Source organism: Aliiglaciecola sp. CAU 1673 (assembly GCF_029223185.1).
In the GTDB taxonomy this organism is placed as follows: Bacteria; Pseudomonadota; Gammaproteobacteria; order Enterobacterales; family Alteromonadaceae; genus Bowmanella.
Genome location: NZ_JARHUG010000006.1, coordinates 81,777 through 105,126, shown reverse-complemented (window position 1 = coordinate 105,126; position 23,350 = coordinate 81,777). Strand labels below are relative to the sequence as shown.

General features: G+C 49.9%; 23 protein-coding genes. 5 read left to right on the top strand and 18 right to left on the bottom strand.

Features of this window, described 5'->3' with window-relative positions; all coding sequences use genetic code 11:
- Window positions 1-54 precede the first annotated feature (54 nt).
- From P2G88_RS07400 to P2G88_RS07390, 3 genes are all read left to right on the top strand, one after another.
- Entirely contained in the window at window positions 55-552 is a 498-nt protein-coding gene (locus P2G88_RS07400) for a peptidylprolyl isomerase (RefSeq protein WP_275795189.1), read from the top strand.
- Between the two features lie 11 nt (window positions 553-563).
- Window positions 564-1,295 carry a UDP-2,3-diacylglucosamine diphosphatase gene (gene lpxH / locus P2G88_RS07395; protein ID WP_275795188.1) on the top strand — a complete coding sequence of 244 codons (732 nt, stop codon included), beginning with the start codon at window positions 564-566 and terminating at the stop codon, window positions 1,293-1,295.
- Between the two features lie 111 nt (window positions 1,296-1,406).
- A complete protein-coding gene (locus tag P2G88_RS07390; protein WP_275795187.1) occupies window positions 1,407-3,074 on the top strand; it encodes a hypothetical protein in 1,668 nt (555 codons plus the stop codon).
- 125 nt (window positions 3,075-3,199) lie between these two features.
- Here P2G88_RS07390 and P2G88_RS07385 read toward each other — a convergent pair whose 3' ends face one another.
- The 9 genes from P2G88_RS07385 to P2G88_RS07345 form a co-directional block, all read right to left on the bottom strand.
- Window positions 3,200-4,939: an alkaline phosphatase PhoX gene (locus P2G88_RS07385; protein ID WP_275795186.1), complete on the bottom strand. Its 1,740-nt coding sequence runs from the start codon at window positions 4,937-4,939 to the stop codon at window positions 3,200-3,202.
- A gap of 284 nt (window positions 4,940-5,223) precedes the next feature.
- A complete protein-coding gene (locus tag P2G88_RS07380; protein ID WP_275795185.1) occupies window positions 5,224-5,802 on the bottom strand; it encodes a hypothetical protein in 579 nt (192 codons plus the stop codon).
- Window positions 5,796-7,139 (bottom strand): PEP-CTERM sorting domain-containing protein, encoded by a 1,344-nt coding sequence (locus P2G88_RS07375; protein WP_275795184.1) that lies wholly within the window; start codon window positions 7,137-7,139, stop codon window positions 5,796-5,798. Before P2G88_RS07375 ends, P2G88_RS07380 begins: the two co-directional genes overlap by 7 nt.
- A gap of 207 nt (window positions 7,140-7,346) precedes the next feature.
- Window positions 7,347-7,892 (bottom strand): GNAT family N-acetyltransferase, encoded by a 546-nt coding sequence (locus tag P2G88_RS07370; RefSeq protein WP_275795183.1) that lies wholly within the window; start codon window positions 7,890-7,892, stop codon window positions 7,347-7,349.
- A 2-nt stretch (window positions 7,893-7,894) separates the two neighbouring features.
- The gene (locus P2G88_RS07365) at window positions 7,895-8,401 is read right to left on the bottom strand and encodes a tail fiber protein (protein WP_275795182.1); all 507 of its coding nucleotides are present in this window, start codon (window positions 8,399-8,401) and stop codon (window positions 7,895-7,897) included.
- A gap of 10 nt (window positions 8,402-8,411) precedes the next feature.
- The gene (locus P2G88_RS07360) at window positions 8,412-8,927 is read right to left on the bottom strand and encodes a tail fiber protein (RefSeq protein ID WP_275795181.1); all 516 of its coding nucleotides are present in this window, start codon (window positions 8,925-8,927) and stop codon (window positions 8,412-8,414) included.
- A gap of 15 nt (window positions 8,928-8,942) precedes the next feature.
- Window positions 8,943-9,461, bottom strand: a complete 519-nt coding sequence (locus P2G88_RS07355; protein ID WP_275795179.1) for a tail fiber protein — start codon at window positions 9,459-9,461, stop codon at window positions 8,943-8,945.
- A gap of 90 nt (window positions 9,462-9,551) precedes the next feature.
- Window positions 9,552-9,959 carry a hypothetical protein gene (locus tag P2G88_RS07350; RefSeq protein ID WP_275795178.1) on the bottom strand — a complete coding sequence of 136 codons (408 nt, stop codon included), beginning with the start codon at window positions 9,957-9,959 and terminating at the stop codon, window positions 9,552-9,554.
- A gap of 152 nt (window positions 9,960-10,111) precedes the next feature.
- A complete protein-coding gene (locus P2G88_RS07345; RefSeq protein WP_275795177.1) occupies window positions 10,112-11,017 on the bottom strand; it encodes a 50S ribosomal protein L11 methyltransferase in 906 nt (301 codons plus the stop codon).
- Window positions 11,018-11,106: 89 nt separating this feature from the next.
- Here P2G88_RS07345 and P2G88_RS07340 point away from each other — a divergent pair, with 89 nt between their 5' ends.
- Window positions 11,107-11,412: a hypothetical protein gene (locus tag P2G88_RS07340; RefSeq protein ID WP_275795176.1), complete on the top strand. Its 306-nt coding sequence runs from the start codon at window positions 11,107-11,109 to the stop codon at window positions 11,410-11,412.
- A gap of 34 nt (window positions 11,413-11,446) precedes the next feature.
- On the opposite strand, the gene miaE is transcribed toward P2G88_RS07340, so the two are convergent.
- Window positions 11,447-12,202, bottom strand: coding sequence for a tRNA isopentenyl-2-thiomethyl-A-37 hydroxylase MiaE (gene miaE, locus P2G88_RS07335; protein ID WP_275795175.1), 756 nt, complete (start codon window positions 12,200-12,202; stop codon window positions 11,447-11,449).
- 214 nt (window positions 12,203-12,416) lie between these two features.
- Between miaE and P2G88_RS07330 the strand changes: the two genes are divergently transcribed.
- Window positions 12,417-13,016, top strand: a complete 600-nt coding sequence (locus tag P2G88_RS07330; RefSeq protein ID WP_275795327.1) for a Yip1 family protein — start codon at window positions 12,417-12,419, stop codon at window positions 13,014-13,016.
- A 67-nt stretch (window positions 13,017-13,083) separates the two neighbouring features.
- Here the strand turns inward: P2G88_RS07330 and purF are convergent, their stop codons facing one another.
- From purF to P2G88_RS07290, 8 genes are all read right to left on the bottom strand, one after another.
- On the bottom strand, window positions 13,084-14,604 hold the full coding sequence (gene purF, locus P2G88_RS07325; RefSeq protein ID WP_275795174.1) for an amidophosphoribosyltransferase: 1,521 nt from the start codon (window positions 14,602-14,604) through the stop codon (window positions 13,084-13,086).
- A 14-nt stretch (window positions 14,605-14,618) separates the two neighbouring features.
- Entirely contained in the window at window positions 14,619-15,107 is a 489-nt protein-coding gene (locus P2G88_RS07320; RefSeq protein ID WP_275795173.1) for a CvpA family protein, read from the bottom strand.
- Between the two features lie 110 nt (window positions 15,108-15,217).
- The gene (locus tag P2G88_RS07315; RefSeq protein ID WP_275795172.1) at window positions 15,218-15,892 is read right to left on the bottom strand and encodes an SPOR domain-containing protein; all 675 of its coding nucleotides are present in this window, start codon (window positions 15,890-15,892) and stop codon (window positions 15,218-15,220) included.
- A gap of 33 nt (window positions 15,893-15,925) precedes the next feature.
- The gene (gene folC, locus P2G88_RS07310) at window positions 15,926-17,170 is read right to left on the bottom strand and encodes a bifunctional tetrahydrofolate synthase/dihydrofolate synthase (protein ID WP_275795171.1); all 1,245 of its coding nucleotides are present in this window, start codon (window positions 17,168-17,170) and stop codon (window positions 15,926-15,928) included.
- Window positions 17,171-17,172: 2 nt separating this feature from the next.
- Window positions 17,173-18,018 carry an acetyl-CoA carboxylase, carboxyltransferase subunit beta gene (accD, locus tag P2G88_RS07305; protein ID WP_275795170.1) on the bottom strand — a complete coding sequence of 282 codons (846 nt, stop codon included), beginning with the start codon at window positions 18,016-18,018 and terminating at the stop codon, window positions 17,173-17,175.
- 139 nt (window positions 18,019-18,157) lie between these two features.
- Window positions 18,158-18,961 carry a tRNA pseudouridine(38-40) synthase TruA gene (truA, locus tag P2G88_RS07300; protein ID WP_275795169.1) on the bottom strand — a complete coding sequence of 268 codons (804 nt, stop codon included), beginning with the start codon at window positions 18,959-18,961 and terminating at the stop codon, window positions 18,158-18,160.
- A 93-nt stretch (window positions 18,962-19,054) separates the two neighbouring features.
- Window positions 19,055-19,879: a 2OG-Fe(II) oxygenase gene (locus P2G88_RS07295; protein ID WP_275795168.1), complete on the bottom strand. Its 825-nt coding sequence runs from the start codon at window positions 19,877-19,879 to the stop codon at window positions 19,055-19,057.
- A gap of 77 nt (window positions 19,880-19,956) precedes the next feature.
- Window positions 19,957-23,250 carry a FimV/HubP family polar landmark protein gene (locus P2G88_RS07290; RefSeq protein WP_275795166.1) on the bottom strand — a complete coding sequence of 1,098 codons (3,294 nt, stop codon included), beginning with the start codon at window positions 23,248-23,250 and terminating at the stop codon, window positions 19,957-19,959.
- Window positions 23,251-23,350 lie beyond the last annotated feature (100 nt).

Genomic DNA, 23,350 nt, shown 5'->3' with positions numbered 1-23,350 from the left:
GATTAAGCCTTTGGGATACACTATGCGCAGCTTAAATTTATGGAGAATCAACGGATGAAAGTACGCTTTAGCACCAATTACGGTGATTTTGAAATGACCATGCACAGCGAAGAAGCCCCTAAGACAGTGGAGAACTTTTTGTCTTATGTACGTGAAGGCTTCTTCGACAACACCATTTTCCATCGCGTGATCAACGGCTTTATGATCCAGGGCGGCGGCTTTGAACCAGGCATGAAGCAAAAGCCTACCAAAGACCCGATTAAAAACGAAGCCAACAACAAACTGCCTAACAAAATGGGCGCGGTGGCCATGGCGCGCACTAACGATCCGCACTCCGCCACTTGCCAGTTCTTCATCAACGTGGCCGATAACGATTTTCTTAACTTCCGTGACGAGAGCATGAATGGCTGGGGTTATTGTGTTTTTGCCCAGGTCACCGACGGCGTGGATGTGATTGAAAAAATTAAGAAAGTGAAAACCGGTAGCGCCGGCTTCCATCAGGATGTGCCGTTGGAAGACGTGGTTATCCAATCCGCTAGCATCGTGGAATAAGCCCACCTTAGATGAGCAATACGTTGTTTATCGCCGATCTGCATTTATCTGCAGATCGGCCTGATATTACCGCTGCGTTTATGCGTTTTATGCGGGATAAAGCTTGTTCTGCCGACGCTCTCTACGTACTGGGTGATCTCTTCGAAGCCTGGATTGGCGATGATGATCACAATCCCTTTACTGCAGAGATTAAGCAGGCTTTTAAACATCTGACCGACAGTGGTATCCCCTGCTACTTCATTCACGGCAATCGCGACTTTTTGATTGGCAAGCGCTTTGCCAAAGAAACCGGTGTACAACTGCTACCCGAAGCGCAGTTGATTGATCTCTATGGCGAGCCGGTGTTGATCATGCATGGCGACAGCCTTTGCACCCGCGACCTCGAATACATGGCGTTTCGCAAGAAATCCCGCGGTTGGTGGTGGCCCAGGCTAATGTTGGCGCTGCCGTTATCAAAACGCCGCCAAATTGCCGAAAATGGACGGCGTAAGAGCCAGCAAAACTATCAGGACAAGCCGCAGGAGATTATGGATGTCACACCATCAGAAGTGACTCGGGTGATGCGCGAATATAAGGTAAACACCTTAATACATGGACATACCCACAGGCCGGACATTCATCATTTTGATCTGGATGGTCATCCAGCCAAGCGGGTGGTATTGGGCGACTGGTACAGTCAGTCAAGTCTGCTTCGAGTCACCCCAGAGGGGATGAATCTTGAGTACGGAGCATTAGACCCCTAACTCGCCTTGCAGGTGAACTGCAAATCATCGCGGGCTAGCAAGTCCGCTTCAAATTACTGACATATTCAGTCACTACCATAAAGCGTCTTTTATCCCTACAAGGAAATGTGAATGAAGCACGCTTTTGGGCTTAGTGCTATTGCCCTCTCTTTATCAACACTATTAACGGCATGCAGTGAGAACAAAGCCGAAGAACAAAGCCTGGATGACGTCTTCACTTCAGCCTCGCCGTCATCATTGCTACCAGAAGTCAGCAAAGAACTGCGCATCACGCCAACAGCAAACGGCGCCCTAAACGAAGAAGCGCCCATCCCTTCTCAGTGTTACACCAAAACAGAAGGCGTTCACAACCCTTGCTATACCTGCCATCAATCCTATCCCCGTGGCGATGATAAGCCCTATCGTGCAAATCTGCGTGATGATGGCGCCAATCAAGGTATCTATACGTTTTCAGAGGCGGGTGAGAGCAATAGCTGGAGCAACCTGTTTGTAGACAGACGTCATTGGATTGACCAAATCAGTGATGAGGCGATATTGAAATATATCGGTCAGGACAACTACTCAAGTCTGGCAAGTGATCTCAAAAAGCAGAACTGGCAAGGCTTTATTCCTGATCTGGAAAACTATCACCTGGCTGGCGAGGCTTTCGATGAGCGTGGTTTTGCCAAAGATGGCAGTGGCTGGGTAGCCTTCAACTATAAACCTTTTCCCGGCACTTTCTGGCCCACCAATGGCGCCACCGATGACGTACTTATCCGTTTACCAGAGCGCTTTCAGAACCTGGATGGAAAATATCATCAAGATCTCTATTTGCTTAATCTTTCCATCGTCGAAATGACCATCAAAGGGCTGACGCAGATCGAGGTATTCCCAATCGACGAAACGAGATTGGGTCTGGATATCAACGCCGATGGTCAATATTCAGACAATGTCAGCCAATTGGTGTTAAGCGATCATTACCTGGGTGACGCGGCGGATATCGCCGTCACTAGACAGCAGTATCCACAAGGCACTGAGATTATGCATTCGGTGCGCTATGTGGGTGTGAACGAAGCAGGCAACATCCATATTCCCAAGCGCATGAAAGAGCTGCGCTATATGGCTAAAACCAAGATCATGTCTGATGCAGATATCGACAATGCCTATCGCCGTGAGCGCAAAGAAAAGATAGACGAGCAACTCCCCTACTATTCCCGTGTCTCGGAAAAAGGATTCAACAATAAGTTTGGCTGGCTAATTCAAGGTTACATTGAAGACTATGACGGCAAACTGCGTCCGCAAAGTTATGAAGAGGAGTTTTTCTGCATGGGCTGCCATGCAGCAATCGGTACCACCATCGACCAAACCTTTGCCTTTCCGCGCAAAATCACCGGCAAAAATGGCTGGGGTTATATTGACCTTAAAGGCATGAAGGATGTGCCGTCCTTTGGCCAAACCGAAGGCGAAATCCTGCAATACCTGAGACTAAACGGCGGTGGCAATGAGTTTCGTGAAAACGATGAAATGTTTGCCAAGTGGTATAAAGAAGACGGTAGCCTGGATGAACAGAAAGTCAAAACGGCGGATGTATACGAGCTGATCACCCCCTCCAAAGAGAGAGCCCTCAAGCTGAATAAAGCCTACACACAAATTGTGCGTACCCAGAGCTTTATCCATGGCCGAGACACCAATATTGCCCCGGCGATCAATGTCTATAAAGAGATAGACGAAAGCATTGCGCCTCTAAACCCAGAGCATCGCTTCGATGGGTGGGATATCCGCTTGATTGACTGGAAATAACAACGTCAGAACGGGCGTGGTGGCGGGCAAGCCCGCCATTTTTATGTTTTAGTGAACATGTCTCGATAGCCATAAAAAAGCCCCGCAGATATGCGGGGCTTTTGGTTTGAAGGATCTAATGTGGCTTATTCACCTTTGGGATTATAGATCCACATAGCGTTGTTGGTGTGGTTGCTGGTGTCTTCACCAATCAATACACGACCATCGTCCAGTACCGCCAGGTTATCGGGGTTGGAGATACCATTAACATCACAGCGGTTTCCATGCTCGTCACCTTGGCTGTTGTAGGCACCGCCAACGACAACAGGATCCATACGGGTCACGTTGTAGTCGGGATGCAGACCAAAACGATAGACGGCACCACAGCGTGCACTCTCATCCACTTGTATGTCGCCCTGACCGTCAGTCATACCACTTCTCACTTCTGACATGGCCACGTACATATAAGGAATGCTGTTATTAGCAGCGCCGTTGTAGTTAATGGCAATCCCTTCCATCTTACGGAATTCCACCGTCGCCCCTTTGGCCTTGGCCGCTTTCAGGGTCTCGAGGAAGGCATAACGGTCATCGCCAGTGCCATTGTCAGCCCATTCCTGGATCTCGGCATCGGTGATATAGCTGGTTTGGCCTTCGACATAATCTGCTTCAGTAATACCGTCATAATCGGCAATCCAGGTAGCGATTTGCGCGTTGCTGGCCGTGCCCAGTTCAATCCATTGAATATCAAAACCGGCCTTGGCAGCATCAGATGTGCTGTCCTGAGTCAGCTTGGCAGCATATAAGGTCCCTTCGCTTAGATCGCCCGCCGTTTTGGCAACAAACTTGTAAAAACCTTTGTTGGTACCGTCATCAGTGGTGTAGACGGTTTTCCAGTCAGGCATCACCAATGCGTTCTCATGAGCCGCGCGGCCTAAAGTGTAGTGCTTAACCGGCGTAGGGTTGGTGCCCATGGCATCGGTCACTTCGACGATGTAACCGTAGTTATAAGGATTAGGCAGTGCGTTGGTGCCCAGGTAATCCATCAGAAGCTTAATATCGGTATAGCTGGGATAACCATCCACATATGCCGTGTTGTTCCACTGAGAGGTATTTTCAGCCTCATAATTTTCTTCTGAAGTCAGCGGCGTACCCCACGGAGACAGGCTGCCGAAGCAGTTGATGATGGTGCCAAGTACACCGGAGAAATCCACATTAATAATGTCACCCACAGACCAGGTGCCATCATCTTGCATGCTAAGCGCCATGCGGCTCATGGTACCGGGACGATCTTCCCAGGCGGTAAACAGATAACCTTCCTTGCCGGCGGCATCGGCAGCAATAAAGGCGTTGAAGTCAGGATCCTGTGACTGTTTCAGCTCGGTAGTACCATCGGAAGATACAATGGCACCCAAACCAAAGGTCACCTTGTCCTGATGTCCATCGGCCATACCCAGTGCCTGATAGCTACCAGAGACAACACGCACTGCCATTTTTTCGGCATCGGTGGTGGGCGCTGTCAGCTCAGCCGTGCGCGGATCTAATTTGCTCCAATCCAGATTGGCAACAAAACCAACCTGAGCAGGGGTAGCATTACCATCCAGATCTTCAGGGTGTTGCACGTTGAAGAAAAGCTCGTCGTTATCGGTAACGAACATACCAGTGATTTCTGCACCTACAGGCACAGTCGCCACACGAGACAACTTAGGCGCCGCCGTCAAATCTTGTCCAGCAGCACCGTCCACACCAGGAGCACCCGGCGCACCATCCTGACCAGCAGGACCTTGAGAGCCGGTGGCGCCATCGGTGCCGTCATCACCGCTACAGGCGGTCAAGGCAAATACCACGGAAACCGCAAGAAGAGAAAGTTTTAGATTTTGTTTAAGCATGGGAATATCCACTATTCTGATTGAGTTGCACCACTGCTATGCAAACGTCCACTACGCTGCTGACGTCTTAGGTTTGGGTTCCCGAAAAAGGGGACAGCCCATGCTGCCCGGGCTATGTGTCAGACCAATGAAGTAAATGCTACAGATAGAAGAATAAAATATTACAAATGCACAGTTACCGAGTGATGGGCAGCTGGAAGATGATGTCAACACAAGATATGACTGCGGTCCTCTTCGCTTTCGCCGGAATGAAATCAGAGGAGGAGAGATACCGCATAGAGCGATTAAGCAGGATCTTTACTATAAAGCAGCTTTAAAATAACTAACTGAGCAAAGGGATGCTCCCCTTTGATTTGATTCTCTTGCTTAAAACGATTGAGATCTGCAACCAAATCACCACTAGCATACCCTCTTTCACGAAGTGCTTTGGTGAGTTGCTCAAGAACCTGTGGGTAGAGGTAAAAAGTGCTACCTCCGCTTGTGATTTCTTGCATGGCACTTTGCTGAGCTAATTTTGTGGCAGAAAAATACCTGGCCAGTTGAGAGACGGCCATGCCAATGGTGAGTTGCGGGTTTTGCCGGCATTGCTGCAACATCAGCAGCATCAAGGTATCCATTTGCTGCCAGGGCAGAAGATCGAAGGTATCTTCACTCAGCTCATTGTAAGCAGAGATATAGCCGGTGACATAACCGGCTATCTGTAGGAGTTCAGGCTTTTCATTGGCCGCCGCATCAATGTATCTATTGCAAGTGGCCGTGCCGATGCCTTTTAAGGCAAAGGCGCCGTCATCATCCTTGGCCTGAGCCAGGCATGTAAAAATCAAAAGCGCCATCAGTGTGACGCTTCTGAATTTGCTCAGCAACGACGGCTCCTTTTCCCTGCGGTAGGTCGCAACATTAGCAGGCTTGCGCCCAACAAGATAAGCAACCAGGTGCCTGGCTCAGGGACATCCTGCGGCACTGTATTAACCGTAAAGTCCACCGAAGCGCGGGCCATGGCGCCCGCCTTATCAACCAGGGTAAACACAACATTGTGCGCTCCCGCACCGAAAGCACTGAAAAGACTGGCATCGCTGCTACTTTGCGATCCCGTGGTAAACAGCGTATTGAAAAAGGCAGTGGCATCAATAAGACCGTCAAGGAGTGCTGCAAATGTCAGTGACTCGAATCCGGCAATCAAGGCGTTAACGGCCAAATCCAGATCAGCAAAGGTCATACTGAAATCTGTGCCACCGGCATTCGCAGTGGCACTGGCATTCAAGGTAGGAACAGCATTGTCATAGCTGATATTGAGGGTATCTGAAGCCGTTTTACCAGTCATCTGTTCCGTGGCATTGGCCGTCCAGGTAGTGGTGCTGGTAGTCATCGTCAGGCCGGAATCGGCAATACCCACACTGGTATCATTGCCACTCGGTGTGCCGGCTGGTGTCCAGCTGACGTCTACAAAGTCTTCACCATCACTACGCGCCGCACCCAAATCATTGCTTTGCAGCACGGACATGGACGTATTTTGCACCAGCGTAGCAGCGTTGTAGACCAAATCAGGTCCTGCATCGATCGCCAAGCCCACGGCCGAGGCAAGAGAATTGGAGCCGGTCACCGCTGGTAGTCCATTGTCCAAATTAAAAATCTGGCTCTGCATATTGATGGGACCACCGGGTGGAGCCGTATTAAAAAGCTCAATGACATTTTGCGCGGCTCCAGCGAAGAAATTGCCTTCAAACTCCAAGCCAATCAGGTTTGCTGTGTTACTGATGTTGCTGCCATTGACAAAATTGAGGGTTGGATTAGGAATAAAGGCTGGGAAATGATCAGCTTCACTTTGCACATAAATAAATGGGCTGCCAGCATCTAATCCCTCCATTGGCACAAAGATATCCAGCGAATTACCAGCCGCATTTAAATCGATAGTGCGCATCAATTCGCCTGATGGATTAAAAAAGGCGTCTAAGACATCAACATTATCAGTCACAGCAGAGGCGTCATCATAAGCCACCCGGATAACAAAGCGCTGCCCGGCCGACATCCCGGGACCATTTACACCAACAGGATTACCTGCGCCTGTCCCTCCCCATGTCCCAATCCAGGTATGGTCGATGATGGCCGCCGACAGGCTGAAAGAGAGACAAGATAAACACAACACAACAGCGGAAACTACAGGAAGTGGAACCAAGGCTTTAGCAAACGACGTTAAGGACATAAATGTCTCCTTAGGTGTTGCACCCGAAGAGAGGGCCAGCCCTCCAATTCGCGCACGTGTCCAATCATAAAGTGTGTCTGGTGAAGCTTATCGCAAGTGTCACCGCAAATATCACGCCACTATGTTTTTTCCTTTTATTACATAATGTTAGGAAAACACTGGAGCAAGAATGTTAACAAACTGTAAAAAACACAGACAACCAGCACCTCAGTTGGGAAGCCAGCACATGCGTTGATAAAAACTGATTTCCCCACAGACTTCAAAGCCAAGTGACAAGTAGAGACGTTTGGCCGGATTCTCCGGCTCCACATGCAAACTGACACTTTTATTTTGCCGCTCAGCCATAGACAAAATCCACTGCATCAACTGACTGCCAAAACCCTGGCCACGAAGCGGACTTAGCAATGCGATATCCATTACCCTGATATCGTCTTCAGAGTGGTGCAGATACAAGCGACCAATATCCTGCTTATGCCATTGCACCACCCAGAACTCAGCATCAGGGTAATGAGCACGATAATGGGCATCCTGTGCGTCAAACTGAAAGCGTAGGAATTCAGCTTTTTGCACATCAGACCAATGTGACACTTTTGCCATCTCATCGGCCCGGCTTTGTGCATACACTCTTTGCAAAAAAGCCCTGTCGGTGGAATCTACCAAGCGCAGTCTCAGCGCATCACCATCAATGCTGATATATGGACAGGCGATGGCAACAGGACTCCTTCCTGAAACCGCAATACTGTTTATATCCAAGGCTAAGACCTGGACGGGTAAAGCCCTTGCAGGGCGATAATAAAGTTAATACCCAAATAGGGCTGCATATTGTTGTGAGCCTGGTTGCCACCAGTCGCACCAACAATATCGCTGTCCATAGCAACCTGTGTACCAGCGCCGTACATTGGCGCAGCCCCTAACCCGACCGATGTGGAAGGTGAAGAGGCAGTGGCATCAGAAAAAGCCACCAATGTATGACTGTGATTAGGGATCTGCGCTTCGGTCAATGTCACAGTCTCAATACCAACCCGTTCTCCTAAACGGCGGTCGGTCAGGCCCGGACCTCTTCCCGGATGCATTGGCGCTCTGCCCTGCAAATTTGGCAGCGCAGCGGTAGTGCGACCATCGCCACCATAAGTGGTGCCAATTAAAGAAAACAACGCCGTATTCTGCGCTATGGGCAGCAGCTGACCGTCACAAAAGGCCCAACCACGGGGAGCAAAGTTACCAGCGAAGATTCTCACTTCAGCAATAAAGGGGTCTGACATGTGCCTCTCCTTATTGGCGGGACGGATAAATGCCTACCAGCGCCACAATAAAGTGGATACAGAGTGTAGGCATTAAATTGGTATGAGACTGACTGCCACCGGTAGGCGTAATTGAAGCCCCATTCATGGCCGCAGGATTATTGCTGCCGTATAAATTGGCACCGGTAGACGCGGCGATACTGTTATTGGCAGGGCTGGCATCACTGGCGGCACTCGATGTGGCTGAAAAGCTGTGATTGTGTGCAGCAATTTGATTTGCAGTCAGGGTTTCGTGCTCTGCGCCACCTCTACTGCCGATATTTCGGGGGGTCAGCCCCGGACCGCTTCCCATATGGATAGGGATACGACCGCGCAAATCGGGCAAGCCGAAAGTCGTCCTTCCATCGCCACCGTAGATAGTACCGAATAAGCTAAATAACGCATCATTTTGGGACACTGCTAACAACTGCCCGTCACAAAAAGCCCAACCACGGGGGGCGAAGTTACCCGCAAACATGCGAATTTCGCCGACAAAGGGATCTGACATAAGAAGACTCCTTGTTTAATTGCGAGAAGGAAACAAGCCTTGCAGTGCAATCACAAAGTTAATTGAGAGAAATGGCTGCATGTTGTTGTGAGCCCCCCCGCCTATACTGCCAATCTGCCCATTTCCCAGTGCTTGCGAGTTGGCAGGGCTGACATCCGCATAGGGCAAAATGGCGCGTCGCCCGCCCCCGGTAGTGGCCAGTAATTGTCCTGATCCGGAGCTACTCGATGCGGCACTGCTGGTTCCCCTTACTCCATGCGTATGCGATGGGATTTCTGCCTGTGTCAGGGTGTGGTTTTCAGCTCCACTTTTTTGTCCCAATAGAACGCCATTACCAACATGCAAAGGCGTGCGCCCGCGCAAATCAGGCAAAGCGAAACTGGTGCGCCCATCACCACCGTATGTGGTGCCAAGTAGGGAATAAAGAGACTGATTCTGATTGATGGGCAAAATCTGTCCATCACAGTGAGCCCAACCTCGCGGCGCGAAGTTGAATCCCACTATTTTGACTTCTGCCAGGAAGGGTTCTGACATGTCGGCTCTCCTTTGATTTATTGATACTCTTGTTTTGAGAGTTTCTGATTCGTTGTGGAGTCAGACTACGTTGGGTTGATAAAACCCTCATTACTCCCTGAGTAAACTAAATGGCGCATCAAACAATACGCCCTGCTCGGTACTAGAAGCAGGAGCCAAATACAGGCTTTGGGGACTGGAGGAGAAATCATCCACTACATAGGTGCCCGCATTTATCTGCAGTTCATCCCGACTTCGCCAATGCAAGGTGAATTGATCAGTTTGAGCATCGAGACGAAGTTGCTCGACCGACAACAAGCGAATATCAGATAAATACGTGCCTTCTTGATCGTAAAGGGCCAGCCATTTTTGCTGCTTTTGTAGCTGATGAAATTTGTCCAGCTGAGTGGCTGTTGGAGTAGTCACCTTAGCAATCGTCCTGAACGATGCAAAGGGGGTCAGGAGCGCCAGACCGGCAAATGCACTGGAGCCCAGGATAAAATCACGTCTCTTGAACATAGGCGTAGCCTCCATCAAGCTGCTGTATCCACCTGGAAAAGTTGTTCAAGGAATGCACAATGTGAGCCATGTGCAGAAAAGGCATAGTTATCAAAGGTATGAATATCTAATGCTTATCTGTAGAAACACCAATTGTAAATTTATCTGACAATTCAAGCTGTTGACCACTCCAATGTCCAACCTTGGGCAACCATATTTGGTATGGCATTCAATACCGCTGTCAGATGCTGCCCCACCTGAAAGCGACGAAAGGGATAGACAGGCCAGTGCCAGGTCTGCCAGTGACAGCCAGGATACTGAGGATAATTCGACAATCGAATGTGGTCGGTCAAAGCTGTTTCGAAAAAGCCCATAAACCCATGTAAAACACCGTCACTATGTAGCTGAAAATTTCCTTCAAATCTTGTCTGACGAGGCGCCATATTGATGTTAAACGTAATGTCTTCCAACATTGCAGGTGTTGCCAGTTCTTTGGGCTGGGCGGACAGAAAACGCATCACCGCCTCTTCGCGACAGGGAATGGATGCTACACAGCTAAGATCCAGGCCTTGATAATCACTGCGCCATACACCGCGAAACTCATCGTTATGCTCCAGAGGTACCAATAACGTGCGTATGCCTTTTGGCATGATGCAGCCATCAGCCTTTAAATTGGCTCTGGCAAAGGCAGAGACGCATTCATAAATATTCTCGTCTGTACCGAAGTCACCTATTAATTCATTGATAATGACATCGACTTTTTGCTCCAACCGAACAGTTCTGGCATCGCCATTGATTAGGGTGATCCGATCGGTCATTCCATTTTGATCGACAACTGCTTGGGTCACCGGAAAGATCTGAGGTCGGTTGTCTACGGCAAAGACATGTGCAGCCCCTGCTTGTATCGCCATCATCGCCAGCACCCCCATACCTGTGCCAAGGTCTGCAACGATAGCTCCGGGCTTGACCACTTCATTGATAGCACGGCGATAAAGCTGCATACGCACTTTATCCGCCAACATGTCTTCGTAATAGAATGCCGGATGGTTGGTATGGGTAAATACAGATGAAGCAGCCATAATATTCCTTGATTGTTGCAACAGTGCGCAGACAAACGGACAGTGCTAAGGTAAGAAGAATACTAGGCGAGGAAGAGAACAACCGCAGCATGGCACAACCGACACAGCAAGAACTCCACACTTTTACCCTCGAAGACTTCAAGCCGTTTATAGGTCAACAGTTTACCTGCGAACCAGAACAGGCTTTTGAGCTGACAGAAGTGGCGCCATTGTTTCAGCAAGATGACCCAAGAGTTAAACGCCCCCCGTTTTCACTGCTTTTTAAAACCGATGGAGAGTCCACCAATCAGGGTATGTACACTTTGCGTCATCCAGAATTAGGCGTCTTAAGCCTCTTTATGGTGCCAGTTGATCAAACGGTTGATTATGTTTTTTTTGAGGCGACCTTTACTTAAGCCATAAAGGTTAGCTCTTAAATGTGTGCCCTTATTAAACAGGCACACCACTATGAAACTTAAAGTCGCTGTCCGCCGATAAAATGAGTTCTGCTTCCACCTGGCCAAAGAAATTTACCCGCTCGGAAATATCACTACCCGATATTTCTTCAGCCAGTGATAAGTAATCTTGATAGTGTCGTGCCTCTGAACGTAGCAACGATACGTAGAACTCCCCTAGCCTCTTATCCATATGCGGGGCGATAGCAGCGAAGCGCTCACACGAGCGAGCCTCGATATAGGCTCCACAAATCAGCTTGTCTATCAGAGCTTGCGGCTCATAGGTTCGAACATGGGTCAGCAGTCCTCTGGCATAGCGGCTGGAAGTGATTTTGTCGTACTCAATGCAAAATTCCTCCATCAACTCAAGTACCTGATAAAAGTGGTGAAGCTCCTCTTTGATAAGCAATACCATCTTATCGATCAGGTCTTTGCCGTAGGGGGAATCCGAACGCGGCAGCATCGCCTTCGACAGTTTTTCATGATCAGCCAGTTCTCTCCACTCCCCCACTTGGCGATAGGCAAAGTCCTCATAGGGTTTTAGCCACTTCAGCAAAGCAGCTCCGCTTTCCTCGTCGACCGCATATTTGCGGATCAGGAACATGGCACTTTGGGCGGCCTTGAGTTCACATATCAGGTGGTCTGTAAGCAAGACAGATAGATTCTGCGGTTGAATTGCGGTGTCAATCCATTGCTGCGGTGATTTGCAGTGCAGGAAGGCGTTGATGGGTTCGAGCAAATGTTGATACATGGGTAAGAAAAGTCAAAAACGAGGCAGGCATTTTATCCCAAAAGACAGCGTAAGCGCATCTCAATGCTTGGGGCTGTTTCACATCTATAAACTATTGATCTGGTCAATAAAAAAACAGTTGACGAAATATCCAGCGAGTAAGACACTGATGTTAACAGGTTGTTAAATGCAATCTATAACAATCATCCCACGCAATGCGCTAAGTGAGGTAAGTATGATTCTGAACCATTTATGGGGACTCTACACTCATCCCAAAGAAGAATGGCACAGCATAGAGCAGCGACATGAGGGGATAGGCCAAAGCCTGACCCATATTCTGATTGTGGCGCTGGTGCCGGCCTTGTGCGCCTATTACTCTGCAGCCCACTTGGGTTGGAGTATCGGTGTCGGCGACCTGATTAAACTGACCGAACAAAGTGCCTTACTGATGAGTGCAGCGATGTATGTTGCACTAGTTGCTGGGGTATTTGCCTTGGCCTACCTGATTCATTGGATGGCGCAAACCTTCGATGCAAACCCAAGTTTCACCCAATCTTTGGAGCTTGCCGCATACACTGCAACGCCTTTGTTTATGGTAGGTTTCGCAGCTTTTTATCCGGTACTGTGGTTTGTCATGATGGTAGGATTGGTGGGCCTGACTTATAGCGTATATCTGCTCTATTCTGGCACGCCTATCATTATGAATATCCCTGAGGAGAAAGGCTTCATCTACTCCAGTTCAGTGGTAACCTGTGGTCTGGTGCTACTTGTTATCATTATGGCAGCCTCAGTGATCCTCTGGAGCATGGGGCTTGGGCCTGTGTATATGTCTTAAGGGTTCACCATTTTCCCAATAAAAAACCGCGCCATGCGCGGTTTTTTATTGGGATGCTCACATCAACTCAAGATTCGCCGTCCAGATTATGGATCTCTAGGTTACACAGTTCCATCTGGGCCTTGCTGTGTTTAGCGGTATCATTACGCAACAAATCCAGGCGATTCAGATAATCCTGATCTACGTCGCCGGTAACGTAGTGACCATCGAATACTGATGTCTCGAAGCGGCTAATTTCCGGATTTTCCTCACGCACTGCCGCAACCAAATCTTCCAGGTTTTGGAAGATAAGCCCATCGGCCTTAATCAAGTCGCAAATCGCGTCAATTTCACGACCATGGGCAATCAGCTCATTGGCCGAGGGCATATCGATCCCGTAGACGTTGGGGAAACGAATTTCAGGTGCCGCAGAGGCAAAGTAAACCTTTTTGGCGCCCGATTCCCTGGCCATGGTGATAATCTGCTCAGAAGTGGTGCCACGCACGATACTGTCATCTACCAACAATACATTCTTACCGGCAAACTCCGACGAAATCGCATTGAGTTTGCGGCGCACAGATTTACGACGTTGCGTCTGCCCGGGCATGATAAAAGTCCGGCCGATATAACGGTTTTTTACAAAGCCCTGACGGTACGGAAGATTCAACTCTTGGGCAATTTGTAAGGCGATATCATTAGACGTTTCAGGAATAGGGATCACCACATCGATATCGAGATCTGCCCATTCCTTGGCAATCTTCTGGCCCAATTTGCGGCCCATGTTGACCCGCGAAGCATAAACGGAAATACCATCAATAAAGGAGTCGGGACGGGAGAAATAGACAAACTCGAAAATACAGGGCGTATGGGTTGGATTATCAGCGCACTGCTGGGTAAACAACTGTCCCTCTTCGGTGACATAGATAGCTTCACCGGGGGCAACATCACGGATAAAGGTAAAGCCAACCACATCCAGCGCTACGCTTTCAGAGGCTACCATATATTCATCACCAAACTCGGTCTCACGCTTACCCAGCGCCAGTGGTCGAATACCATGGGGATCACGAAAAGCCACCATGCCGTTGCCGATAATCGCTGCAACCACGGCATAAGCACCTTTGATCTTGCGATGTACGCGGCTAACCGCGGTGAACACATCCTGCGGCTCAAGCACCAGTCCAGAACAATTTTGCAGTTCATGGGCGAAAATATTCAACAACAACTCAGAGTCGGAGTTAGTGTTGATATGACGTCTGGCTATACGAAAGACTTCATCTTCCAATTCATGAGCATTGGTCAGGTTGCCGTTGTGGGCAAAAGCAATCCCGAAGGGAGAGTTCACGTAGAAAGGCTGAGCTTCGGCAGAGCTGGAAGTGCCGGCAGTAGGATAACGCGCGTGGCCAATCCCGAAATTGCCAGTCAATCGCTGCATATGGCGGCTATGAAAGACATCACGCACCAGGCCGTTGGCCTTACGCAGATTAAACATACCATCGTCCACGGTGACGATCCCGGCGGCATCCTGTCCTCGGTGTTGCAACACGGTCAAACCATCATACAAGGCCTGATTGACCGGGCTTTTACCCACTATACCAACGATACCACACATGCAAGTTACCTATATCAAGCTGGAGTTAAGAAACTGGAATGGTTCTGCAAATATTCGAAGAACCACTCGATAACGATTCGAAATTCTGGGATCAACATGGACGACTGCCACCACTGGGCATTGGGAAAGCCGGTGAAGGCATCCATAAAAAACAGTAAGGCGCTGACCACCAGTGCCCCACGCAACAGGCCAAATACAGCACCTAATGCCCGGTCAGTACCAGACAACCCTGTGTATTGGACCATCTGACCAATCAAGTAGTTTAACAGGCCACCTAAAATCAGGGTGACCACAAAGAGAATGGCAATCGCGACGCCGTTACGAATGAGTTCGTCGGAGAAATTAGTAAGGTATACGGCCAAGTCAGCATAAAACTGGCTGGCAACAAAGAAGGCAGCAAACCAGACGGCGAGAGAGATAGCTTCCTTGACGAAGCCACGGACCAGGCTAATCAGGGTGGAGACAAGGATGATGCCCAGAATGCAGTAGTCTATCCAGTTCATGCCGCTAATCGTTGAAAAAAGCCGCGCGCATTCTAGCAAAAGCGAACTGGAAAATCTCTTTTATTTAAAGCCAGACTTTTCCAGGTGCACTCATTACTACAGGCCTGGAATTACTGCACTTGGAATTCGGTCACTTTACCTTGCAGGGATGTGAGTTTGTTTAAATGCGGCAGAGCCTTTTCCATCTTGTCCTTACTCAGATCCGGACCGACAAAGACTTTGGTCAGCTCGCCCGCACTGGTTTGCACCTTACGGGTAAAAGCTCTGTATCCCGCCGACTCCACTTTATCCAACAGTTCACGCACATTCTTCTGATGACGGAAGCTACCAAGCTGAACGACCCATCCTGCGCTGACCGGTTCACCAACAGGGCGATCTTCCACGGGGTAATCCAGCGGTCTGGCGGCAGCGACCTGAACGGTGTTGGCCGAGGGGCTTTGTGCTTTACTTTGCGTGGCTGGCGCGGGAGGTGTTACTTCTTCCTGGCTGACAGTGTCGGCAGCAGCCATCTCTGGCTCTGGCTCGGTTGATGCAGGCAGGTCGCCACTTTCATCGACAGCGGGTTCGTCAATGACCTCTACCTCGCGATTAACCCTTTGTTGTACCTCGTCTTTGGGGAAATCCTTTGACGACGCTATCTGCGCTGCAGCTGGCCTGGGGGGGACATCGACAAAGGTATCTTTATGACTGACCTTCTTACCGTCCAACACATCAGGCAGAAAAATCACGGCCAAGGCCACAATAATAACGGTGCCCACCAACCTATTTTGAAACGCAGACGACAAGCGAACCTCCCTTATAAGATCAACGTATTGGCTTTATGGCGCGGCCAATACCTCGGCTACTGTAAGAAAAGAGCCGAATACTAAAATCAAATCATCAGCGCCAGCAGCCTGTTTTGCCTTATTAAGCGCCGCTATGACAGAAGAGCATTCTATCACGCTTTGCGCCGACGGCAGCTTTTCCAGCAGTTGCTTTGTGGTAGCGCCGCGTGGTCCTGGCAGGGGCGCCAAATACCAATTGGCATCGAAGACACTGAGAGGAGCCAAGGTCGCCGCAATGTCCTTATCTTTTAGCATCCCGACAACCAGATGCAGTTGCTGCCATGTCCGAGATGTCAGTTGCGACACCAGATAACGCACCGCTTCAGGATTATGCCCTACATCCAGCAGCACATCAGGTGATCGTTGAATCAGCTGGCAGCGCCCAGGCAGACGGGTATCTTGAAAAAGCCTGGGCATATCCAGTTGTGCATAAAGTCCCAAGACGGCCAAAGCAGCCACTGCCGTTGCAGCATTGGCCGCTGGAATATTGGGGACAGGTGCATCCTTCAGTTCCAGGCCCATGCCTTGCCATTGGAAACCTGATGTCGTCACCTGACAATCAAAATCCTGATGGCGCCATAATGCATTGGCATGCAGTTGCCCCATTCTTTGCTTCAGGGATTGCGGCGGATTGGGTTCACCAATCACCACCCTGCCCCCTTCGCGGACAATACCGGCTTTCTCTATGGCAATCTTTTCGCGACTATCACCCAGCCAATCCTGATGATCCAAATCGATAGTGGTAATAATACTAAGGTCCGGCTCAACGATATTGACCGCATCCAGTCTGCCGCCTAAACCCACTTCCAAAATTGCATTCTGCGGTTTTTGTAAGGCAATCAGGTACAAGGCCGCCAGGGTGCCGAACTCAAAGTAGGTCAGACTGATATCGCCACGAGCCTTTTCAACTGCGGCAAACGCCTGGCAATGGGCCGGCTCATCGAGCATGGCCCCATTAACGCGCAAGCGCTCACGGTAATCGACAATGTGCGGCGAGCTGTAAACTGCCACGCTTTGTCCTAATTGCAGCATGGCCTGCTCCAGCATGGCACAGGTGGTGCCCTTGCCGTTGGTGCCTGCCACCGTAATGACCCGTGTGGCACTTAGATCCAGCTGCAATAAGTCATAAACACGGCGGATACGTTCCAGTCCCATCTCGATACTGGCCGGATGGATGGACTCCAGATAAGAAAGCCAGCCTTCCAAGGAGGAAGGCTGGCTTTTAACAGAACTTGGCATAATTAGTGTTGATGATGCAATTTTGATAGCAGATCGTGCAATTTATCCCGCATCTGGCGTCTGTCGACGATCATATCGATAGCGCCTTTTTCCAGCAGAAACTCACTGCGTTGGAAACCGGGAGGCAATTTTTCACGAACGGTCTGTTCGATTACCCTGGGGCCGGCAAAGCCAATCAAGGCCTTGGGCTCAGCCACATTGATATCACCGAGCATAGCCAAACTGGCGGAAACACCACCCATGGTGGGGTCAGTCAGCACAGAGATATAAGGTAAGCCGCGCTCGCTCATCTTGGCCAGGGCAGCACTGGTTTTGGCCATCTGCATCAATGACAACAGCGCTTCCTGCATTCGGGCGCCGCCACTGGTGGAGAAACAGATCAGCGGTGTGTTATTGGCCAGGCAGGCTTCCACTGCTTTGACGAAGCGGGCACCGACCACAGAGGCCATAGAGCCGCCCATAAATTCAAATTCAAAGGCAGCAACCACGACGGGCATGCCTTTGAGCTTGCCTTTCATCGCTACCAGCGCATCTTTTTCGTTAGTGGCTTTTTGTGCGGCGGTAATTCTGTCTTTGTATTTTTTGGAATCTTTAAACTTGAGGATATCCTGAGGCTCTAAATCAGCACCCAATTCCTGGCGATCCCCTTGGTCCAGGATACTGTCAATCCTGGCTCTGGCGCCAATGCGCATATGATTGTCACACTTGGGACAAACATTGAACTGACGCTCCAGTTCCTGCTTATACAGCATGGCATTACATTCGGTACATTTGGTCCACACACCCTCTGGAACGTTGCTCTTGATAGAGGACTGGGTGCGGGGCAATATTTTCTGAATCCAGCTCATGCAAACCCTTTTGCAAATGTTCTAAAAAGCGGCTAATTGCCGCAAAGTATAAGACTAATCCCCTGAAATTAAAGCATATCAGGTGGTAGACCGGCGTCATTAAAGCATATTTTCAGAAAAGACCGAAATCAAAACTGGTCTAAGCTCCAGGCGTCAGCTCAGCCGGCAAAAACAGTGGACCCGGTGCATTTTTTGGGATTTGGTAGGCGTCTGGATAAGTCACATCCACCAGATACAGCCCATTGGGCCTGGCAGTCGCCGCGGCCAGACTACGGTTTCGGTTTTCCAGTAGTTCCTGCATCCATTCCACCGGTTTTCGGCCGGTGCCGATTTCCATCAGGCTGCCGGTAATGTTTCTGACCATATGATGCAAAAATGCATTAGCGCGGATATCCAATACCACATAGTCCCCCATGCGGAAGATCTCTAGCGACATCACATTGCGAAATGGCGATTTTGATTGGCAGATAGCGGCGCGAAACGCACTGAAATCGTGCTCTCCCAGCAGGCAGCGAGATGCCTCATACATGCGCGCTTCATCCAGGGGACTGTGGTAATGGGTAATGCCATGGCGCAAAATACCGGTGCGAAGCGGATGGTTATAGATAATGTAGCGATAACGCCGGGCAGAAGCCGAAAAGCGCGCGTGAAAATCTTCCGGCACTTCCTTGGCCCATTTTACCGCGATGTTGTCAGGCAAGTTAGCGTTCATGCCCAGTGTCCAGGCGCGCATTTCGCGGGCCTTATTCACATCAAAGTGCACCACCTGACCGGTCGCATGCACACCGGCATCGGTGCGACCTGCGCACTGCAGCTCAATGGGCTCGTCGGCAATACGACTTAGCGCCTGCTCGAGCTCCTGCTGGACACTGTTGACTTCCTGCTGACGCTGCCAACCATAGTAACTGGCACCATCATATTCAATTCCCAAGGCAATGCGCATATTGGGCCTCTGCTAACCAAAACGCGCGGGATTATAACGGAAAATTGTCGAATCACTAAACCGGTCACTAAAGTGACATTGACGGCTTATCAGCTAGCAGGCCGGTCTTTGTCGGAACCACTTGGTGATAATCACTTTCGTTCCTGACTTCACCGGCATAGCGTGATGAAGAGTGTTGTAGTTACCTTGGCCATTGGCAAGCAGACTGTTCCAGATAAGTGCGGTCCCCGCTTTGGGCGTGAAACTCTCACCTATCCTTGGAAACTTGGTTTCACCGCCCGATTGCACATCGTTAAGATAGAGCATAAAGGTGTAGGTACGCTGTCCCATGGTGGCACCATGGAATGGCAATTCATTGTCTTCAAAGTAGTCGGTGTGGGCTTTGAATTCCTGCCCTGTTTCATAGTATTGCCCCTGAATGACTTCACCATAAGCAGGGGCAATACCCAGATAGTCACAGATTTGCTGATCAACCTCAGCAATTAAAGGATCGTCCAGAGTGCCAAGATAACAGGTACTGCTGGTTCGAAATGTGCTATCGGCCTCTTTGCTGGACAATTGGGAGGGCTGCAATTTATCTTTAATAAGTGCAATCAAGCGCTTACAGGCCTCGCCACCAATAAAATCATCCACCTTGTACATTTCAACTAAATCAGAACAAAAGCTTTGTGCACCCTGCCGTTGAAGGTAAGGGGATTTGTCATACTCCTTTGATGACTTGCTACTTTGTTGTTTGCCGTGCAGGGGGTTAGCAATTAATACTGTCGGGATACTGGGTTCATATCCCATTTCCTGTTTGATCAGCTGATGATCAAAACCCTCATCGAGCAGGATTTTAAACAGACTATCTTTGTGATGGCCTGCATCCAGATTGGTTTGTAACCAGTGTTTCCATTGCTCGTTAAATTGCAGCTTCATCTCAAGTTTTAGCGCTTGTCCGGTAAGCCGGCAGTGTAAGCAGTGGGACCTGCTTACTCAAGGCTGTCAAAAAAGATTCACAATAGGCTGTCGAGAATCTGCTTTGCTTCTTCCTGCTGTTCATCATTGCCTTTTTCCACCACCAACTGCAGAAGCTCAATGGCAGACTCCTTGTCATCCATCTCCAGATAAGCTCGGGCTAAATCCAGTTTGGCAGCCAGTCCGCTGTCTTTGTCGACGTCTACCAAGTCCTCATCGTCCTCAACGGTGCCGAACTCATCCAACGTCCCGTCAAGATCCAGCGGTTGTTCTGGTAGCGTCGTTTCCTCGGCTTCGACGCTATCATTTAGGAGTGCGTCGATATCCAAGAAGTCTTCTTCAGATTCAGCCAAAGGCTGCGGCGTCTGCGGATCTTCCAACTGCTCATTCAGCAGGGTTTCGATATCCAATCCGGCGCCCGGTTCGTCATCCTGCTCCATGGACTGCAGCATTTGGTCAAAGTCAGAAGACTCCAATTCTTCCAATACATCATCATCGTCGACGCTGGCGGCTCTGCGATCCTTGCTGTGCTCCAACCAATCACCCAACGCCGGCAACTCGTCCATATCCTTGGCCAGCTCGTTTTCCAGCTCTTCCAGTTCTGTATCAGAAGATTCCATTGCATGATGCGTAGCTTCAAACTCACCGTCTTCAAGCTCAGACAGCGCCTTTTCCAACTCTTCATCATCCAGCACATCATCAAGCATATCGTCGAGGCTTGGCTCTTTGTGCTGCTCTTTTGCTGGCGGCTTCGCCGATTCTTCGGGCAATTCCTGCTGTGCCTTTGTTTGCACAGCATCTTCCTGTTCGGAGAGCTCCTCCAGAGGCGTATCCAAGGCCTTTTCAAGGTCCGCCAGTTCCTGATCGGCCATCGCCAAATCATCATCAGAAGACTCAAAGCCTTCTGTCACCAAATCATCCAGCTCTTCTTCATCTGCCTCAGGTGCATCGGATTCTTGTTCGGCTGGTGCTTCTGCCTCAGCCTCTTGTTCAGAGAGCTCTTCTGCAACGCTTTCTGCCTTAGCGGCCACACTGGCTTGCTCGGTGTCACTGGGTGTTTCCCGGGCTGGCTCAGCCTCGGCGACGGTTTCCTCGGGCTCAGGGGATTGTTCCGGTTCGCTTGGCAGTTCATCGGAAAGATCATCATCCTGGCTGGAAACCGCTGTCTCTTCTTCCTCGGGTGCTTGCTCAAGTTCGCTTAACAGCTCATCGGAGAGATCATCCTGACTGGAAACCGCCGTTTCTTCTTCTGGCGCCTGTTCCAGTTCGCTTAACAACTCATCGGAGAGATCATCCTGACTGGAAACCGCCGTTTCTTCTTCTGGCGCCTGTTCCAGTTCGCTTAACAACTCATCGGAAAGATCGTCCTGACTGGAAACCGCCGTTTCTTCTTCCGGTGCCTGTTCCAGTTCGCTTAACAACTCATCGGAAAGATCGTCCTGACCGGCTACCGCCGATTCTTCTTCCGGCGCCTTTTCCAGCTCGCTTAACAACTCATCGGAAAGGTCATCTTGATTGACGGAATCGGCAGGCAGGGTGGCCTCTGTGGTCGCTTCGAATTCTTCATCTGCTGGCTGTGCTTCAAGCAGTGTTTGCTCTGGCACCGATGCTTTCTCTTCTTCCCCTTGCTCTAATTCACCTAATAGCTCGTCGGACAGAATATCCATATCGGCTCTGTCGCCTTCAGAGGCATTTTGCTCCTCTTCCATCTCTTCCAGTAGTTCATCAGACAGGTTCTGCTGGAAGCTTTCCACCTGCTCAATTTCGGAGAGGATCTCGTCGGTAAGGCTATCCAGTTGCTTACCCTGTTCGAAAATATCCTTGTCCAGCTGCTCCAGCAGCTCATCGGTCAATGGTGCGTCAGGACTTAAGAAAGCATCCTCATCACCACCTTGTCCCGTTGGAGCAATAGCCATCGGCTCATTAAGCAGTTCATCGATGCTAATTTCTGGCTTCTCATCACCACTGCTAGTAGGTTTACGTTCTGGCTCCAAATCATCAAGAGCATCCAGTTCTTCATCCAGATCCCAATCTGCCACTTCTTCAAATTTCGGTGGCTCGGAAGAGTCCATGGAAGGTTCATCTTCCACTTCTGACAAATCGATGGCGGTAATATCATCCTTGGCAGCAGAGGGTTTGGTTTTTTCAGGGGGCGGAGACAAATCGTCCTCGGCAAAGAGGCTGTCCAGCTCATCCTGTCCTAGCAGACCGCCGCTATCTTCGTCTTTCTCCTCTGGCACCAACAGTTGATCTTCCAGATCGTCGTATTCTTTGAGTTCCTCATCCAACGTCGCATCCAAAGACTCCTGCAACTCATCGGTCAGCACATCGTCTAGCAGGTCATCCCCGAAAAGATCATCATCTGCGGCCAGCTGTTCGCCAGAAAGTTCATCAGCCAGGGCATCGGACAAGTTGTCCATAGGATGATCATCTCTGGCCGGTGTGTGTATCACTGGCGCGGCCTTTTCTGCAACAGGAGAGGATGAACGGTTACGTAGCCAGAAAGCCAGCCCCCCCAATGCCAGCAGCGCAGGCAATACACCGGCTAGCACCATTAAGGCAGAGTTATTACTCCAGCTATTTTCCGCTTCAGCCCGTTGACGCATTTCCGCCTGACGGGATAAATCCAGTAGCTGATTCTGTAAATCCAGCAGGGATTGCATCTGCTGCTGAATTTCACCTTCCTGGCCGACGCGCGAACGCAGCTCTTCAATATCCTGATCCACCGAATCCAGACGGTTGAATATCTTCTGATTTTCGGCCAGAAGTGCACTAACCGAATCAATCGACGCACCTATTTGCTCTTGCAACAGCTCGAACTGTTTATTGCTGAGCAAATCCAACTCGCTAAGCTTGCGCTCAAGAGACTCCCTGGTCTGGGAAATTTCCGCGCTGCTGGCCAGAGGCTGCACCGGCTTAAGGTTGGGAGCGACATTATCCTTGTCACTTTTGGGCTTCCAATTCTTATTGTCGCTTTCAGCGCGAGCTTTAGCCTCATCGGGATCGATACGCGCGGCATATACTTCACTGGGAAGTTTTAGCATCGAACCATTAATCAACAGATTGAGGTTTTTATCTTCGAAGGCATGAGGATTAAGTTCGTAGATGGCCAGCATCACCTGATAGATGCTCAGGCTCTTGTTGGGACGGTAGCGCTCGGCGATACGCCAAAGAGTGTCGTTCGAATCAATCGGGCCATACTCGTTACCGGAATATTCCCGGGTAGAGTTTTTCGGCCCTTTGATTTGCACTTGCTGGGCATCGGCCATCGAGACGATAGACAAGGAGATATAACCGGCGAATAGCCCAACAAGCAAATGTCGCATCTTCATCTGTGTTCTTCGCCGCCCCTAAGCACTCGACATGGCGCTTCAACTCTCCATGCCGCTGACAAACCTTTTTTAATATGCATATTTCTGCAATTTATGTTCC